The organism is Nocardiopsis oceani, from assembly GCF_054777395.1.
The window spans coordinates 98,135-114,454 of the sequence record NZ_BAAHAR010000001.1; the positions used below are offsets into that span (position 1 = coordinate 98,135).

Annotated in this window: 12 protein-coding genes; 4 read left to right on the plus strand and 8 right to left on the minus strand. The window is 71.1% G+C overall.

Going from position 1 to position 16,320, the window contains the following annotated elements; all coding sequences use genetic code 11:
- Positions 1-233: 233 nt before the first annotated feature.
- From ACYVDG_RS00430 to ACYVDG_RS00445, 4 genes are all read left to right on the plus strand, one after another.
- Positions 234-1,448: a thioester domain-containing protein gene (locus ACYVDG_RS00430; RefSeq protein WP_460745542.1), complete on the plus strand. Its 1,215-nt coding sequence runs from the start codon at positions 234-236 to the stop codon at positions 1,446-1,448.
- Positions 1,449-1,850: 402 nt separating this feature from the next.
- Positions 1,851-3,083, plus strand: a complete 1,233-nt coding sequence (locus tag ACYVDG_RS00435) for a thioester domain-containing protein (protein WP_460745544.1) — start codon at positions 1,851-1,853, stop codon at positions 3,081-3,083.
- A gap of 365 nt (positions 3,084-3,448) precedes the next feature.
- The gene (locus ACYVDG_RS00440; protein WP_460745546.1) at positions 3,449-4,636 is read left to right on the plus strand and encodes a thioester domain-containing protein; all 1,188 of its coding nucleotides are present in this window, start codon (positions 3,449-3,451) and stop codon (positions 4,634-4,636) included.
- 218 nt (positions 4,637-4,854) lie between these two features.
- The gene (locus tag ACYVDG_RS00445; protein WP_460745548.1) at positions 4,855-5,676 is read left to right on the plus strand and encodes an aminoglycoside 6-adenylyltransferase; all 822 of its coding nucleotides are present in this window, start codon (positions 4,855-4,857) and stop codon (positions 5,674-5,676) included.
- Between the two features lie 89 nt (positions 5,677-5,765).
- On the opposite strand, the gene gatA is transcribed toward ACYVDG_RS00445, so the two are convergent.
- The 8 genes from gatA to mnmA all read right to left on the minus strand — a co-directional run bounded on the left by gatA (position 5,766) and on the right by mnmA (position 16,273).
- Complete coding sequence (gatA, locus tag ACYVDG_RS00450) at positions 5,766-7,262, minus strand: Asp-tRNA(Asn)/Glu-tRNA(Gln) amidotransferase subunit GatA (RefSeq protein ID WP_460745550.1); 1,497 nt, start codon at positions 7,260-7,262, stop codon at positions 5,766-5,768.
- Positions 7,263-7,562 (minus strand): Asp-tRNA(Asn)/Glu-tRNA(Gln) amidotransferase subunit GatC, encoded by a 300-nt coding sequence (gene gatC / locus ACYVDG_RS00455; protein WP_460745552.1) that lies wholly within the window; start codon positions 7,560-7,562, stop codon positions 7,263-7,265.
- Between the two features lie 191 nt (positions 7,563-7,753).
- Entirely contained in the window at positions 7,754-9,790 is a 2,037-nt protein-coding gene (locus ACYVDG_RS00460; RefSeq protein WP_460745554.1) for a putative bifunctional diguanylate cyclase/phosphodiesterase, read from the minus strand.
- A 233-nt stretch (positions 9,791-10,023) separates the two neighbouring features.
- Positions 10,024-12,273: an NAD-dependent DNA ligase LigA gene (ligA, locus tag ACYVDG_RS00465; RefSeq protein ID WP_460745556.1), complete on the minus strand. Its 2,250-nt coding sequence runs from the start codon at positions 12,271-12,273 to the stop codon at positions 10,024-10,026.
- A gap of 115 nt (positions 12,274-12,388) precedes the next feature.
- The gene (locus ACYVDG_RS00470) at positions 12,389-13,498 is read right to left on the minus strand and encodes a methionine synthase (protein ID WP_460745558.1); all 1,110 of its coding nucleotides are present in this window, start codon (positions 13,496-13,498) and stop codon (positions 12,389-12,391) included.
- Between the two features lie 138 nt (positions 13,499-13,636).
- Positions 13,637-14,287, minus strand: a complete 651-nt coding sequence (locus ACYVDG_RS00475) for an HAD-IA family hydrolase (protein WP_460745559.1) — start codon at positions 14,285-14,287, stop codon at positions 13,637-13,639.
- Between the two features lie 99 nt (positions 14,288-14,386).
- On the minus strand, positions 14,387-14,995 hold the full coding sequence (locus ACYVDG_RS00480) for a DedA family protein (protein WP_460745561.1): 609 nt from the start codon (positions 14,993-14,995) through the stop codon (positions 14,387-14,389).
- 162 nt (positions 14,996-15,157) lie between these two features.
- Complete coding sequence (mnmA, locus tag ACYVDG_RS00485) at positions 15,158-16,273, minus strand: tRNA 2-thiouridine(34) synthase MnmA (RefSeq protein ID WP_460745562.1); 1,116 nt, start codon at positions 16,271-16,273, stop codon at positions 15,158-15,160.
- Positions 16,274-16,320 lie beyond the last annotated feature (47 nt).

The following is a 16,320-nucleotide window of genomic DNA, read 5'->3' on the forward strand; positions in this document are numbered from 1 at the left end:
CACGCGGCCCGCTCCCGCTGAGCCCCACCGAAAAGTTCCTGCCCTTCCCGACGGACACCGCGCCCCCCCTTGCCCCGAACGCGGTGCACACCGAACCGGGCGATCGCAGCAGCACCCCCTAACTTCTCTCTTCATCGGGTGCTGATCCGTGGCGACCGCATCCGCCGCTGAAGGATCTCCTTCGACTTGGGCGGATCCCATCCGGTTACCCCTAGCAGACACCGGGACACAACTTGAGTAACTTCTCCCTCCCCCGCACCGCGGGACGCGCGGGCCTCGCGACCTCCGCCGCGGCGCTCCTCGCCCTCGGCCTCGCGGCCCCCGCCACCGCCGACGAGGTGGAGACCTACGAGGGCTCCACCGTCGGCCAGTACACCGGCAACGCCGAGGAAGGCCCTCAGGTCCATATGACCGGGGCGTCCGCGCCCGCAAGCCTGTTCAACCTGGAGATCAAGGGCTCCGACGGGCCGGCCCTCACCGCGTACTGCATCGACTTCCGTACCAACATCGTGCACAACGCCTGGTACAAGGAGGACGACTGGGCCAACTACCCGGGTGAGGGCGACTTCGCCCAGCCCGGCAAGGTCCACTGGATCCTGCAGAACTCCTACCCGAACGTCGCCCCGGAGACCGTGGGCGACGAGGCCGGTGTCGAGGGCCTGGCCAGCGAGGACGCCCTGTCGGGCACGCAGGCCGCCATCTGGCACTTCAGCAACGACATGGACCTCGACCCGGAGGCCAACGGCGAGGACGTCGTCGCCGTCTACGACTACCTGGTCGGGGCCGCCGAGGACCTCCCGCAGGAGCCCGACGCCGCCCTGAGCGTCACCCCGGACGAGCCGGCCGTCGGCGAGGCCGGTGAGATCGTCGGCGAGTTCCAGGTCGAGTCCAACGCCTCCGACATCGAATTCACCTTGGACGCGCCCGAAGGCGTGGAGCTGGTGGACGTCGAGACCGGCGAGGCCGTGGAGTCGGTGAACAGCGGCGACACCGTCGGCTTCGGCGTTCCGGCCGACGCCGACGAGGGCGAGGCCTCCTTCAAGCTGGAGGCCACGGCCGAGATCGAGACCGGCCGCCTCTTCCAGGGCAAGAAGCCGCACGAGCCCACGCAGACGCTGATCACCGCTGAGGACGGCGAGGCCACGGCCAAGGCCGAGGCCTCCGCGTCCTGGACCCCGGGCAAGGACGACGAGGAGCCGCCCCCGACCGACGAGCCCTCCGAGCCGGAGGAGCCCTCTGACGAGCCCAGCGAGCCGTCCGACAAGCCGAGCGAGCCGGGCGACGACAAGCCCGCGCCGCCCGAGGAGGACGAGCCCACCCTGCCGGTGACCGGTGGTGCGCTCGCCGGTCTGGTCGCGGCCGGTGTGGCCGCTCTGGGTGCCGGTGGTGGCGCCCTCTACCTGAGCCGCAAGCGCAAGGCGGCCGCCGACGACGAGTCGGACGAGTAAGGGGTTCTTCCCCGAGTCCGGCTTCCCGCCCGGCGGGGAGCGCTTGAGGGCCCGTCCCCGTGAGAGATCGCGGGGGCGGGCCCTCCGCCGTGTTCGGTGTCGGGCGCGGTGGTGCGGGTGTCCTCTGCCCCGTTTCGCCGCCTGTGCGGGCCGTGGGCCCAGGGGCCCTTCTTCCTGGTTGGAAGGTGCAAGATCCGCTCGTTGAGGAGTTTTCGGCCGATCCGACTTGGAGTCGGCAGCACACATCGCTAATATCGGTCAGGCACAATCACTTCTGCTGTGCCACCGGACTCACTCGAGTACCGAAGCCGCTCCGGCCCCTCCCGGGCGCGTCCTCCTCATCTCCTCCCCGCTGCCACGCCCCCTGGGTCTGTGGCACAGCACCTCATGACAGGACACGACGTGAAGCATTCCCCCGTTCTCCGGACCCCGGTCCGCGCCGGTATCGCGGTCTCCGCGGCTGCACTGCTGGCCTTCGGCCTGGCCGCCCCGGCCGCCGCCGACCCCGTGGAGACCAACGACGGCTCCGTGCGCGCCCAGTACGACAGCAGCCTCAACCAGGCCGGCGAGTCCGTGACCATGAGCACGGGCACCATCGGCACCAACCTCTTCACGCTGCGCCTCGAAGACGGCAATGAGCTGACCGCGTACTGCATCGACATCGAGACGGGCATCCGCGGCGGCGCCTGGTACAAGGAAGACGACTGGAACGAGTACGACGGCAAGGGGAACTTCGCCGAGCCCGGCAAGGTCCACTGGATCCTCCAGGAGGGCTACCCCTCGGTGTCCCCCGCCGACCTCGGTGACAAGGCCGGTTCCGGCGTCAACTCCGCCCGGGTCACGGAGCAGGAGGCGCTGGCCGCCACCCAGGCCGCCATCTGGCATTACAGCAACGGCGCCACCCTGGACACGACCCGGCCCAACCCCAACGTCAAGGGCATCTACGAGTACCTGGTCGACGAGGCCGAGGACCTGGCCCAGGAGCCCGCACCGACCCTGAGCGTGACCCCGGGCAGCGCCGCGGGCCAGGCCGGTGGCACCGTGGGCGAGTTCGAGGTCTCGACCAACGCCGCCGAGGTTCCGGTCGCCCTCGAAGCTCCGGACGGCGTGGAGCTGGTGGACGTGGAGAGCGGCGAGGCCGTCGACCACGTGAACGACGGCGACAAGGTCGGTTTCGCGGTCCCCGAGGACGCTGACGCCGGCGAAGCCTCCTTCTCCCTGGAGACCACCGCCACGGTCCAGCAGGGCCGCCTGTTCAGGGGCGAGCACACGGAGAAGGCGACCCAGACCCTGATCACCGCCGAGGACGGCGAGGTGACCGCCGACGCGGACGCCTCCGTGGAGTGGGTCAAGGCCGAAGAGCCGGAGCCGACCCCGGACCCCGACCCCACGCCGGACCCGGACCCCACGCCGACCGATGAGCCGGACCCGAAGCCGACCCCGTCCGACGAGCCGAGCGAGCCGGGCGACGACAAGCCCACGCCGCCGAAGGACGACGAGCCCACGCTGCCCGTGACGGGTGGCGCGCTGGTCGGCCTGGTGGCCGCAGGTGTGGCCGCCCTGGGTGCCGGTGGCGGCGCCCTCTACCTGAGCCGCAAGCGCAAGAGCGGCACCGGCCTGGACCAGGACGTCTAGTTTCCTAGCGCCTGGGCGTTCGATCTGCTCCGGGGCCCGTCCCGCGAACCTTCGCGGGACGGGCCCTTTGTCATTCGGGTTTCCGGGGCAAGAGTCCGAAGTCCTTTTCCGGGCAGTGCGCGTTCCCGGTAGTGCAGGCCAATAGTGCGGGACACCTGAGCACGCCAATGAATCGTCGGGGTTTACATAAGACATGGCAGATGGCTGATATCGGCCAGAAACAAAACCTCCGTTGTACTGTGCCTCCCCGCCGTGAAAACCTCAGCGTTACGATACGACACCCGTATTGGGCATTCCCATATGAGTGGCGCACCGTCCACCCCAGTTTCCCGCCGCCACCGGGTAGCACACCTCAGGAAGCGACCGTGACGCACTTGTCCCTCCCCCACCCCCCGGGGCGCATGACCCTCGCCGTAGCGACCTCCGCTCTACTCGTGCTCGGACCGGCCACCGCCGCCTCCGCGGACCCAGCGCCCTACCAAGGGTCCGTCCGCGGCCAGTACACCGGCGTTGCCGAACACGGCCACTCCGTGACCATGGAAGGCGAGCCCCTCTCCACCACGGCCACGTTCAACGTCCACCTGGAAGACAGCGACCAGACGCTCACCACCTACTGCATCGACGTCCGGACGGGGCTCATCGAGGACGCCTGGTACCGCGAGGACCTGTGGGAGAGCTACCCGGGCCAGGGCGACTTCGCCGAACCGGGCAAGGTCCACTGGATCCTGCAGAACTCCTATCCCGTGGTCGACGTCGAGACCCTCGAGTCCGACGCCGAAATGGCCCGCCTCAGCGAATCCGAGGCGCTCACCGCCACCCAGGCGGCGATCTGGCACTACAGCAACGACATCGACCTCGAGCGGGTCGACCAGAGCCCGGACCTCGACGACAACGTCAACGCGGGCAACGTCACCCACCTGTACAACCACCTGGTCGACAGCGCCGAGGACCTGCCCAACGAGCCCGGCTCCGCGCTCACCGTGTCCTCCGGGGAGGAGTCCGGGCTGGCCGGAGAGGACATCGGCGAGTTCACCGTCGAGACCAGCGCCGAATCCATCCCGGTCGAGCTGAACGGCCCGGACGGTGTGGAGCTGGTCGACGCAGAAAGCGGCGCGGCCGTCGACGAGGTCACCAGCGGCGACACCGTGGCCGTCTCCGTCCCGGACGACGCCGACGCGGGTGAGGCCACGGTTCTCCTGGAGTCGTACGCCGACGTGGAGACCGGCCGCCTGTTCAAGGGTGAGGACGACGACGAACCCACCCAGACGCTCATCACCGCGCAGGACAGCGAGATCCCGGTCTCCGAGGTCTTCACGGTGGCGTGGGACGAGGCGGGCGGCACCCCGCCCGAGGTGACACCCACCGAGGACCCGAGCCCGTCACCGGTGGCCGACGAGGCCGCCGTGGCCGACGAGCGCGGACTGGCGCTCACCGGAAACGCGGTGATCGCGCTGGTCGCCGCCGCCGCGGTCGCGATCATCGGCGGTGGCTCCGCCGTCTACCTGAGCCGCCGCCGGAGGGCGGAGGCCGCGGGGACCGACGCCACCGGGTAGCACCCCGCGAGCCGAAGTACCGTAAAGCCCGGAGGGCCCGCTCCGCTTCTTGGGGACGGGCCCTCCGCACTGTCCGGCCCCGGCACTCTCAGGTCCGGCCCCCGCCCCCGGTGCCCCCTCGGAAAGCGGGTGCGGGACCGCCGCGGGTCTGGCACCCTGGACCCGGCCCGAACGCTCGGACCTGCGACGACACACGAAACCTACCCGGAGCCGCCCCGATGCCCCTACTCCCCACCGCCCTGGACCAGCGCATCGAACGCCTGCGCGAGGTCGCCGAAGCCGACCCCCGGTTGGAGGGGGTTCTGCTCTACGGCTCCTGGACCCAGGGGGAGGCGGACAGCTTCTCCGACCTGGACGCCTACGTGTTCGTCGCCGACGAGCACGCCGCCCACTTCGACGGCCGCGAGTTCGTCTCGCGCCTCGCCCCGGTCGGCCTGGCCTACACCAACCTGTTCGGCATCCTCGCCGTGGTCTTCGACGACCTCATGCGCGGCGAGTTCCACTTCGAACCCGCGAGTGAGGCGATCCCGGAGATCCCGTCCTGGTACGGCACGGTCCACCTGCCCAAGCCCGAGGCCGCCGTGCTGCTGGACCGCACCGGCCGCCTCACCGAGGCCGTGCGCCCGCTCGCCGACTTCGTTCCGCCGGAGTCCGCTTCCGCCGCCGAACAGCTCACCGGGGAACTCGCCAACTGGACGCTCATGGTCGGCCACGTCCTGGCCCGGGGCGAGTACGCACGCGCGCACGCCGCCCTCGCCGCGATGGTCGCTCCGCACCAGCTCAAGCTGCTGCGGATGCTGCGCGGGTCCACGGCGCACTGGCTCACGCCCAGCCGCGCCTTGGAGGCGGACCTGTCCGAGGAGGACGTGGCGCGCTACGCGGACACGACCGGCCGGGTCGAGCCGGAGGAGGTGCGCCGGGCGGCACGGAGCAGCTGGGCACTGAGCCGCGACCTGTGCTGGGAGGCCGCCGAGCGGTGGGGGTTCACCCTCCCCGAGAACGTGCACGACGACATCGGGCTGTTCCTCGACGCCCTCTGAGCGCACGCTCGACGCCCTCTGGGCGCATACGAAGGCCCTCCGGTTCCCGGGCCGGGAACCGGAGGGCCTCGTTCTGCCCGGTACGCCGGTCAGGCGACCGCGTACGGGCTGCGGGAGATCAGCGCGCCGTCCCGCTCGGTCAGGGCCCGCTCGATGGCGGCCGCGACCCGGTAGGTGCGGTCGTCGGACAGGGCCGGGGCCATCACCTGGAAGCCGACCGGCAGGCCGTCCTCGGGGGCCAGGCCGCACGGAACCGACAGCGAGGCGTTCCCGGCCAGGTTGGACGGGATGGTGCACAGGTCGGCCTGGTACATGGCCATCGGGTCGTCGGAGCGCTCACCGATGGGGAACGCGGTGGTCGGGGTGGTCGGCGAGACCATCACGTCCACGTTCTCGAAGGCGGCGTCGAAGTCGCGCTTGATCAGCGTGCGCACCTGCTGCGCCTTGCCGTAATAGGCGTCGTAGTAGCCGCTCGACAGGGCGTAGGTGCCCAGCATGATCCGGCGCTTGACCTCGTCTCCGAAGCCCTCCGCACGGGTCAGCGCCATGACCTCCTCGGCGCTGCGCGTGCCGTCGTCGCCGACCCGCAGGCCGTAGCGCATGGCGTCGAAGCGGGCCAGGTTGGAGGAGCACTCGCTGGGCGCGATGAGGTAGTACGCCGACAGGGCCGCCTCGAAGCTGGGGCAGGAGACGTCGACGATCTTGGCGCCCAGGGACTCCAGGAGCTCCAGGGCCTCGTGGAAGCGCTGGTAGACGCCCGGCTGGAAGCCGTCGCTGTCGAGCTGGCCGATCACCCCGACGCGCAGGCCGTCGACGTCGCCGCTCCGGGCGGCCTCGACCACCGGCGGGACGGGGGCGTCGATGGAGGTGGAGTCGCGGGTGTCGTGGCCGGAGAAGGCCTCGTGGAGCAGGGCGGCGTCCTGCACGTTGCGCGCGAACGGGCCCGCGGTGTCCAGGGACGAGGCGAAGGCGATCATCCCGTAGCGGGAGGAGCCGCCGTAGGTGGGCTTGGTGCCGACCAGGCCGCACAGCGCCGCGGGCTGGCGGATGGAGCCGCCGGTGTCGGTGCCGGTGGCCAGCGGCGCCTCGAAGGCGGACACGGCGGCGGAGGAGCCGCCGGAGGAGCCGCCGGGGATGCGGTCGGTGTCCCACGGGTTGCGGGTCACCTGGTAGGCGGAGTTCTCCGTGGACGAGCCCATGGCGAACTCGTCCATGTTGGTCTTGCCCAGGATGACCAGACCGGCCTCGCGCAGGCGTGCGGTGACGGTGGCGTCGTAGGGCGGCTGCCAGCCCTCGAGGATCTTGGAGGCGGCGGTGGTGGGCATGTCCTTGGTGGTGAACACGTCCTTGTGCGCGATCGGCACTCCCGCGAGCGGTCCCTGCTCCGCCCCGGAGGCCCGCTTGGCGTCCGCGTCGCGGGCCTGGGCGAGCGCTTCCTCGCGGCCCACGTGCAGGAAGGCGCCGATGGTGCCGTCGACCGACTCGATCCGGTCGAGGTAGGCGTTGGTGGCCTCCTCGGAGGTGACCTCACCCGCCTTGATGGCCGCGCCGAGTTCGGCGGCGCTGAGGCCGATGATCTCGCTCATCTACTCTTCCTCCCCAAGGATCCGCGGGACCCGGAAGCGCTGGTCCTCCACCGCGGGGGCACCGGCCAGGGCCTGCTCGGGTGTCAGGCCGGCCCTGGCCTCGTCGGGGCGGTAAACGTTGGTCAGCGGCAGGGCGTGCGAGCTCGGCGGGATGTCGCCCTGGGCGACCTCCTGCACCGTGGCCATGGCGGTGAGGATGTCACCGAGCTGGGCGGCGAGCGTGTCGAGCTCGCTCTCGTCGAGCGCCAGCCGCGACAACCGTGCGAGGTGCGCGACCTCATCGCGGGTGATGGCGGTCATCAGGTGAGAACCGTTTCTTCGGCGGACGGGTGAACAGCCCAATCCTATTGGCCCGACGCCGGTCCCGGTGCCGCCCTCTTCATCCCGTGATCTTGCTTCTGTCTCCACCCTCAGCGCGCGAGGGTGGAGACAGAGGCAAGATCATCCCTGGGGAGAGCGCGGCGAGAGAGCGCGGGGAGGGCGGTGGGGAGCTAGACCGGGGTGCCGGTGTCGTGGGCGGACACCCAGGCGGAGACGTCGCGGGCGTGCATCGGCGGGGAGAAGAAGTGGCCCTGGGCGGTGTGGCAGCCGGTCTCGCGGGCCGCCTCGGCGAGGGCCCGGCTCTGCACCCCCTCGGCGGTGGCCTTCATACCCAGGGCGCGGACCAGGGCGATCGCCCCGCGCACCACGGTGTGTCCGTTGTCGGTGCCGTCGACCAGGCGGGCGGTGAAGGTCTCGTGGATCTTGACCTCGTCCAGGGGCAGCCCGGCCAATTGGGCGAGGGTGAAGTGGCCGGTGCCGAAGTCGTCGAGGGCCAGGCCGACACCCAGTCCGCGCAGGCGTTGCACCGCCTCGGTGGCGGCGTCGGGGTCGGTGATGAGGGTGCGTTCGCTGATCTCCAGGACCAGCTGGTCGGCCGGGACGCCGTGCTCGCGCAGGGCGCCGGCGACGGCGTCGGGCAGGTCGGGGTCGAGGAGTTCGCGCAGGCCGAGGTTGACCGCCACCGGCAGGGTGAGGCCCTCGGAGCGCCACTGGGACGCCCGCGCGAGGGAGATGTCCAGGACCTGCCCGGTGAAGGCGCGGAACAGGTTGGAGTGCTCGATCACCGGCATGAACTCGTCCGGGGTGAGCAGGCCGCGGATCGGGTGGCGCCAGCGGGCGAGCGCCTCCAGCCCGACGGTCCGGTTCCCGGCGAGGTCGACCTTGGGCTGGTAGTGCATCTCCAGGGCGCCCTCGGCGAGGCCGCGGCGCAGCTCGCTGTACATGCTGAGGCGGGCGGTGGAGTTGCGGTCCTTGCCGGGGTCGTAGCTCTCCACGCCGGTCCGGTCGGCCTTGGCGACGTACATGGCGACGTCGGCGCGCTGCAGGAGGAGTTCGAAGTCGGGTGCGTCGTCCGGGTACAGGGCGATGCCGGTGCTGACCTGGAGGTCGAAGTCCATGCCGTCCATCCGGACGGGTTCGGACAGGGCGCCCTTGAGCCGCAGGGCCACCTCGCGGGCGGAGTCGGTGTCGCGCACCTGGGGAAGCAGGATCGCGAACTCGTCGCCGCCGAGCCGGGCCACCAGGTCGCCCGGGCGCACGCTGTGGGTGAGGCGGCGGGCGAGGGTCTCCAGGAGCCGGTCGCCGGTCGGGTGGCCGAGGGTGTCGTTGACCTCCTTGAACCGGTCCAGGTCGAGCAGGAGGAGGCCCACCCGGGCGCCGCGCTGCCGGGCCTGGTCGATCTCTTGGCGGGCCCGGACGGTGAGGAACTTGCGGTTGGCCAGCCCGGTGAGTTCGTCGTGGTTGGCCTGGTGTTCGCGGTTGACCGACAGCCGGGCGCTGGCGTAGAGGGCGCCGAGGGGGAAGGCGAACAGCGGGACGTACAGCGCGGAGTGGGTCATCGCGAGGACGATCAGCGGGGCCAGGCTGAGCAGGACCCCGGTGACGTAGACCTGCTGGCCCAGGCCCTTGAACATGACCTGCTTGAGGGGAACGCGTTCGTGCATGGCCACGGCGCACAGCACCAGGACCCGGTTGACCAGGAACGACCCCGTTCCAGCGAGGGCCACGGCGACGAGCTCTCCCCCGGCGGGGACCCAGGGGGTGCTGACGATCCCGGGGAGGGACAGGCGCAGGATGGCGTCGGCGACGCCCAGGGAGAGGACGTACTGGGCGGCGTTGAAGGCGGTGCGGTGGGTCGCGTGGCGGCGGGCGACCCCGGCGACGACGGTGGCGACGCACTGGATGAGGGCGGCCACGGGCAGCCCGTAGAAGATGACGAGCGCGAAGGTGAAGGGCAGTGAGGTGGGTGCGCCGCTGCCCGGTGCTTGGCCGGGCAGGGCGATGGGTCTCAGCTCACCGAGGATCACCATGCACAGCAGAACCCAGATCAGGGGTTCCGTCGCCAGCCTGAGCAGCTGGTCGGGGCCGAGTTCGAGGCTGGAGACCCCGAGCAGGGCCGCTCCGGCCACCGTCGCGGCTCCCATGTAGAGCCAGAGCGGTGTCCCGACCCGGGGGCCGATGTCCCGGGTACCGATGGGGTCCTTCATCCGTGTCCTCGAGGCTCATGACCGTTATCCGGGATATGGCTCTGTCCATATCCGAGGGTATGACCGCCCACCTTACGCGGCTTCGTCACCAAGTGTCGCCTAACAAGAACTATCAGTGAAAGGTGCCGGATGCGAAAAAGGGCAGGGATCCGTGGATCCCTGCCCGCATCCCGACCGAAAGGCGGACGCCTACGGCGTGTTCCGCACAACCGGGTGAGGGTGTGCGCCGGAGCTTACGCTTCCGGAGCCTCCTCCGTGGGGTTGATCCGGAGGTGGTACGCGGTGTCGGGTCCGTCCTCCAGCAGGACCCGGAATCCTGCCTCGTCAAGGACGGGGACACCGAGCTTCACGGCCTTGTCGTACTTGGATCCGGGTGCGTCGCCGACCACCACGAAACCCGTCTTCTTGGACACCGAGGCGGTGGCGCGGCCGCCCCGCTCGGCGATCGCCTCCTTGGCCCCGTCGCGCGTGAAGCCCTCCAGGGAACCGGTCACGACGACGGTGACGCCCTCCAGAACCCGCGAACCCAGCTCCTGTCCTTCGTCCTCCATACGGACACCCGCGGCCGCCCACTTTCGGACGATGTCGCTGTGCCAGTCCACGGCGAACCACTCGCGGATGGACGTGGCGATGGTCGGGCCGATCCCGTCCACCGACGCCAGTTCCTCTTCGGTCGCGTCCCGGATCGCGTCCATGGAACGGAAGTGGCGGGCCAGGTCCTCGGCGGCGCGCGGACCGACGTGGCGGATGGACAGGGAGACCAGTACCCGCCAGAGCGGCTTGTCCTTGGCCTCCTCCAGCTGCTCGAACAGCTTCTCGACCGTCTTCTTCGGCTCGCCCTCCTTGTTGGCGAAGAAGGAGACGACCTTGGGCTCCCCGGTCTTGGGGTCGGTCTTGGGCTCGGTGGTGTCCGGGTCCAGGACGTGGGTGCGGATGGGCAGCAGCTGCTCGACGGTGAGGTCGAACAGGTCGCCCTCGTCCTTCAGCGGCGGTTCGGCCGGCTCCAGCGGCTGGACGAGCGCGGTGGCCGCCACGTAGCCGAGCGCTTCGATGTCCAGGGCCTTGCGCCCGGCGATGAAGGCGACGCGCTCGCGCAGCTGTCCCGGGCAGGAGCGGGCGTTCGGACAGCGCAGGTCGACGTCGCCCTCCTTCTGCTGGCCGAGCTCGGTTCCGCACTCGGGGCAGTGTTCGGGCATGGCGAACTCGCGCTCGGTGCCGTCGCGGCGGTCCAGCACCGGCCCGAGGATCTCCGGGATGACGTCGCCCGCCTTGCGCAGGAAGACGGTGTCGCCGATGAGCACACCCTTGCGGGCGACCTCCTGGGCGTTGTGCAGGGTGGCGAACTCGACCTCCGAACCGGCCACCACGACCGGCTCCATCACGCCGTAGGGGGTGACGCGGCCGGTACGGCCCACGCCCACCTTGATGTCGGTGAGCTTGGTGGTGACCTCCTCCGGCGGGTACTTGTACGCGATCGCCCACCGGGGCGCGCGGCTGGTCGAACCCAGGCGGCGCTGCAGGGCGAAGTCGTCCACCTTGATGACGATGCCGTCGATCTCGTAGGCGGGGTCGTGGCGGTGCGCCTGGTAGTAGGTGACGTACTCGCGGACCTCGTCCATGGTGGCGACCGTCTTGTAGCGGTCGCTGAGCGGCAGCCCCCACTCGCCGAGGAGCGTGTAGGCCTGCGACTGGCTGGTGAAGGCCACGTCCCCGCCCCCGCTGTCGCCGCTGCTGCCGCCGCTGTCACCAGTGCCGCCGGCCGCCGGGGTGTAGGCGCCGACACCGTGCACGATCATCGACAGCGGCCGGGTCGCGGTGACCCTCGGGTCCTTCTGGCGCAGCGAACCGGCGGCGGCGTTGCGCGGGTTGGCGAACGGCGCGTGGCTTCCGTCGTCGGCGATGCGCGCGTTGAGCTTCTCGAAGTCCTCGACCGGCAGGAAGACCTCGCCGCGGACCTCCAGCAGCTCGGGGGCGGGACGGACGCTCTCGTCGAGCTGCACCGGGACGACCCCGATGGTGCGGACGTTGAGCGTGATGTCCTCGCCGACCCGGCCGTCGCCGCGGGTGGCGGCCCGGATGAGGCGGCCCCGCTCGTAGACCAGGTCCACCGCCAGGCCGTCGATCTTGAGTTCGCACAGGTACTGGCCGACCGGGACCTCGGCGGAGGCGCGGTCGGCCCAGGCGTTCAGCTCGTCGACGTCGAAGGCGTTGCCCAGGCTCTCCATCCGCACGAGGTGCTCGACCTCGGCGAAGTCGACGCTGATCGGCGCGCCGACCTTCTGTGTGGGCGAGTCCTGCGTGATGAGCAGGGGAAAGCGGTCCTCGATGTCGCGGAGTTCGCCCATGAGGGTGTCGTACTCGGCGTCGGAGACGATCGGGTTGCCCAGGTAGTACCGGTAGCTGTGGTCGTCCAGCTCACGACACAACTCGGCGTGGCGGGCGCGTACCTCGTCGGGGACGGTGGTGTTGTCGGGCGCGCTCACGCGGCCTGCCTTTCTGGTTGCTCTCGCGGGGGACTGGGTGGGGGGCTACTGGGTGGACGGGACTGCGCCGGGGGTGTGCCCGCTCTGCGGAGGTGCCCGGTGGGGCAGCCCCGCTCTATCTGCGGGGCTCGTCGCGGAGGACCCGGGCGCCGTCCCGGGCGGCCTTGAGGGCTGCTCTGGCGTGCTGGGGCGAGGCACCGGCCATCCCGCAGGTGGGTGTGGTGACGACGGCACGGGACAGCAGGTCAGGGCTGAAACCGAGCCGGTTCCACAAGTCTCTAACAGGGTCGACGATAGTCGCCGGGTCCGACATTCCGGGGGCCTCGGCGGACCCGCCGGAGCTGCTTTCCCGGGCGTCTCCCCGGCCCCTTCCGGAACGCTCTCCGCCGACCGCGGGGGCGGGCGGGTCCGTGGACGGGACGACCCCGAGGAGGAGCCCGACGCCCGCTTCCACGGCTTCGCCCACCATGTTGTCGTGGGCGCGGTCCAGCAGGAGCGCGTTCATGCTGAGGGCGCGCGCGCCGCTGCGGCGCAGGAGGTCGACGGGGGCCCCGGGCGCGCAGCAGTGCGCGGCGGGCACCGCCCCGGCCTCCGTGAGCGCGGCGAAGAGGGTGCGCAGGACCGCCTCCACCTGGATCCGGTCGACGGCGGGCAGGACACCGAAGCCGCTGGCCGTGGGCAGGGATCCGAGCAGGACGGACGGCAGCGAGGGTTCGTCGACCTGGACGATGATCCGGGCGCCCGGAACCCGTCTGCGCACTTCGGCGAGGTGGGCGAGGGCGCCCTCCAGGTGCGACTCGGCGAGGTCGCGGTGGGCACCGGGGTCGGAGACCAGGCGCTGGCCGTTGCGGAGCTCGACCGACGCCGCCATGGTCCAGGGGCCGGCGAGCTGGATCTTGAACGTGCCCTCGTAGTCGTGGGCGTGCTCGGTGAGGGCGTCGAGGTCGTAGGAGAGGAAGCTTCCGGCGCGGGCGAGGTCGCGCCCCGGGCTGTCCACGACCCGCCAGCCGGTGGGCTGGACCTCGATCGGGAAGTCCACGAGGAGGCTTCCGGTCCGCCCGATCATGTCGGCCCCGGCCCCCCGTGCGGGGAGCTCGGGCAGGTGCGGGAGGTCGGGGAGTTCACCGGCGATGACGCGCATCGCCTCGTCCGGATCCTCCTCAGGCCACGATCCGACACCGGTTGAGGACGCGACGGGCCAGGGGTAGGGCTGCTGTTGACTCACGTTGCCCAAGGTTAGAGCAACCGGGGCGGGTCAGCGCTGCGGCCGACACGCGCCCCGGCGGACGCGGGGCCGGGGGCCGCAGCCGGGAACCGGGGCCGGGGGCCGCACCCGGGCACCGGGGTCAGGGGCTGCTAGCTCTCAGGGGCTGCTGACGATGAGCCCGTCGGGGGTGGTCTCCATCGTGCAGAAGGTGAGGTTGTCGACGACCTCGGTGGCACCGAGTCCCTCGAGGTCGGCGCGGTAGTGCGAGGTGGCCACGGCCAGGACGGGGCCCCCGGCGGCCAGACCGGCGCGGATCCCGGCCGGGGCGTCCTCGACGACCAGGCAGCGGGCGGGGTCGTGGCCGAGCGCGGCGGCGGCCTTCAGGTAGCCCTGGGGGTCCGGCTTGCCGACGGTGACGTCCTCCGCGGTGACCAGGACGTCGGGCACGGGAAGCCCCGCGGCGTCGAGGCGGGTGCGCATGAGCCTGCGCGGGCCCGAGGTGACGGCGGCCCAGCGCTCGGGGGGCAGCGCGGAGAGGAGTCCGGCGGTGGCGGGCAGGGCGGCCACACCGTCGAGGTCGCCGAGTTCGAGCTCCTCGAGCTCGGCCGTGGCCTCGTCGACCCGGTCCGCGGGCAGGAACATCGCCACCGTGTCCTCGGTCCGCCTTCCGTGGGAGACCTTCAGGATCTCCTCCGGGTCGGTGCCGTGGGCCTCGGCCCACGCGCGCCAGGTCCGTTCCACGGCACCGGTGGAGTCCACGAGTGTGCCGTCGATGTCGAACAGGACGGCGTCAACAGAGATGCGCATGCCGTCCAGGCTAGAGGCGTAGCACCGGGGACGGGGCTCCCCGGATGATCTTGCTCCTGTCTCCACCCCCGCGCGCCGAGGGTGGAGACAGGGGCAAGATCATCGGAGGTGGGGAGCGGCGTCGGACTCGGGACCGGACTGGACCGCGGAGTGCGACTGGGCCTCGGACTCGGCGTGCGGATCGGACTCGGCGTGCTGCTGGGACTCGGCGTGCGGCCGGGCCTCGGAATCGGGCTGACCGCGCTGGGCCAGGCGGGAGCGTACGACGAGGCCGACGACGGCCAGCACCGCGAGCGCCACGACACCGACCGCCGTCCAGGGCGAGTTGAGGAAGAGCGCCAGCCAGGTCCCGACCACACCGGAGATGACCACGCCCCACAGGCCCGCCCAGGCCAGGCCGCCGACGAACACGGCGGCGAAGTACACGGGGAAGCGCATCCGCACGGCGCCGGCGGCGAAGTTGATGGCGGTCTGCATGCCCACGGTGAAGAAGCTGAGGGTGACCACGGGCGCGCCGAAGCGGTCGATGCGCTGCTTGGCCGCGTCCAGTTTGGGGCCGAGCCGCTGACCCACGCGGCTGCGGGCCACACCGGCGCCCAGTCCCCTGCCGATCCAGTAGGTGGCGGGGGCGCGCAGGAGGATCACCACAAGCAGGGTGAAGTAGATCACCCAGAAGGGCTGACCCTCGAGGAACGCGAACTGCGGCATGGACCGACCCCTTACACCTTGACCCCACAACTTTGCATTGCCTTACCTAACTTCGGCAAGCCCTAGTGGCGGGAAACAAGGGTTATCTGTCCTACAGTGACCGGTTCGACCCCGGGCTCGGGGACCATGGTCCCCGTACACCCGCGCTCCCCCGGCCCCGGATCAGGCCGGGGCCGATTCCGCCCCGGCCTCGGCGGGTTCGGCGCTGCGCGCGGTGGAGCTGATCGTCGCCGACCCCAGCACGGAGTCGCCGTCGTAGACCACCACGGCCTGCCCCGCGGCCACGCCCTTGGCGGGCTCCGCCAGCCGGACCCGGAGCTCGGGACCGTCGGCGGTGTCGCGCTGCACGACCGTTGCCGGGTACACCTCGCCGTGCGCGCGCAGCTGCACGTGGCACTCGGTGGGCTCGGCCAGCGGCTCGCTGCCGCTCCACACCGGCCGGACCCCGACGATCTCGTCCACCCGCAGCGACTCGCGCGGGCCCACCGTCACCGTGTTTTCCACCGGTTCGATGGACAGCACGTAGCGCGGGTTGGGCGCCCCGCCCAGGCCCAGGCCCTTGCGCTGGCCGATGGTGAACGCGTGCGACCCGTTGTGGCTGCCCACGACGTTGCCGTCCTCGTCCTGGATCGGCCCCGGCTTCTCACCGAGCCGGTTGTTGAGGAACCCGGCGGTGTCGCCGTCGGCGATGAAGCAGATGTCGTGGCTGTCGGGCTTGTCCGCCACGGAGAGCCCGCGGCGGTCGGCCTCCGCGCGCACCTCGTCCTTGGTGCAGTCACCGAGCGGGAACATCGCGTGCTCCAGCTGCTCGGCGTTGAGCACGCCCAGGACGTAGGACTGGTCCTTGCCCTCGTCGACGCTGCGCACGAGGCGGTTGTCGATCTTGCGGACGTGGTGCCCGGTCACGACGGCGTCGAAGCCGAGCGCGATCGCGCGGTCCAGGACCGCCTCGAACTTGATCTTCTCGTTGCAGCGCAGGCACGGGTTGGGGGTGTTGCCCGCCTCGTACTCCGCGACGAAGTCCTGGACCACCTCGCGGTCGAACTCCTCGGACATGTCCCACACGTAGAAGGGGATGCCGATGACGTCCGCGGCTCGGCGGGCGTCGTGGGAGTCCTCGACGGTGCAGCAGCCGCGCGCTCCCGTGCGGTAGGACTGCGGGTTCTTGGAGAGGGCCAGGTGCACTCCGGTGACGTCGTACCCCGCCTCGGCCACACGGGCCGCGGCTACCGCGGAATCGACCCCGCCGGACATGGCGGCCAGTACACGCAAAGTCATAACGCTGTCCAGCCTATGCGCCCCTCCGAGGGGCGGGCTACGTGTTT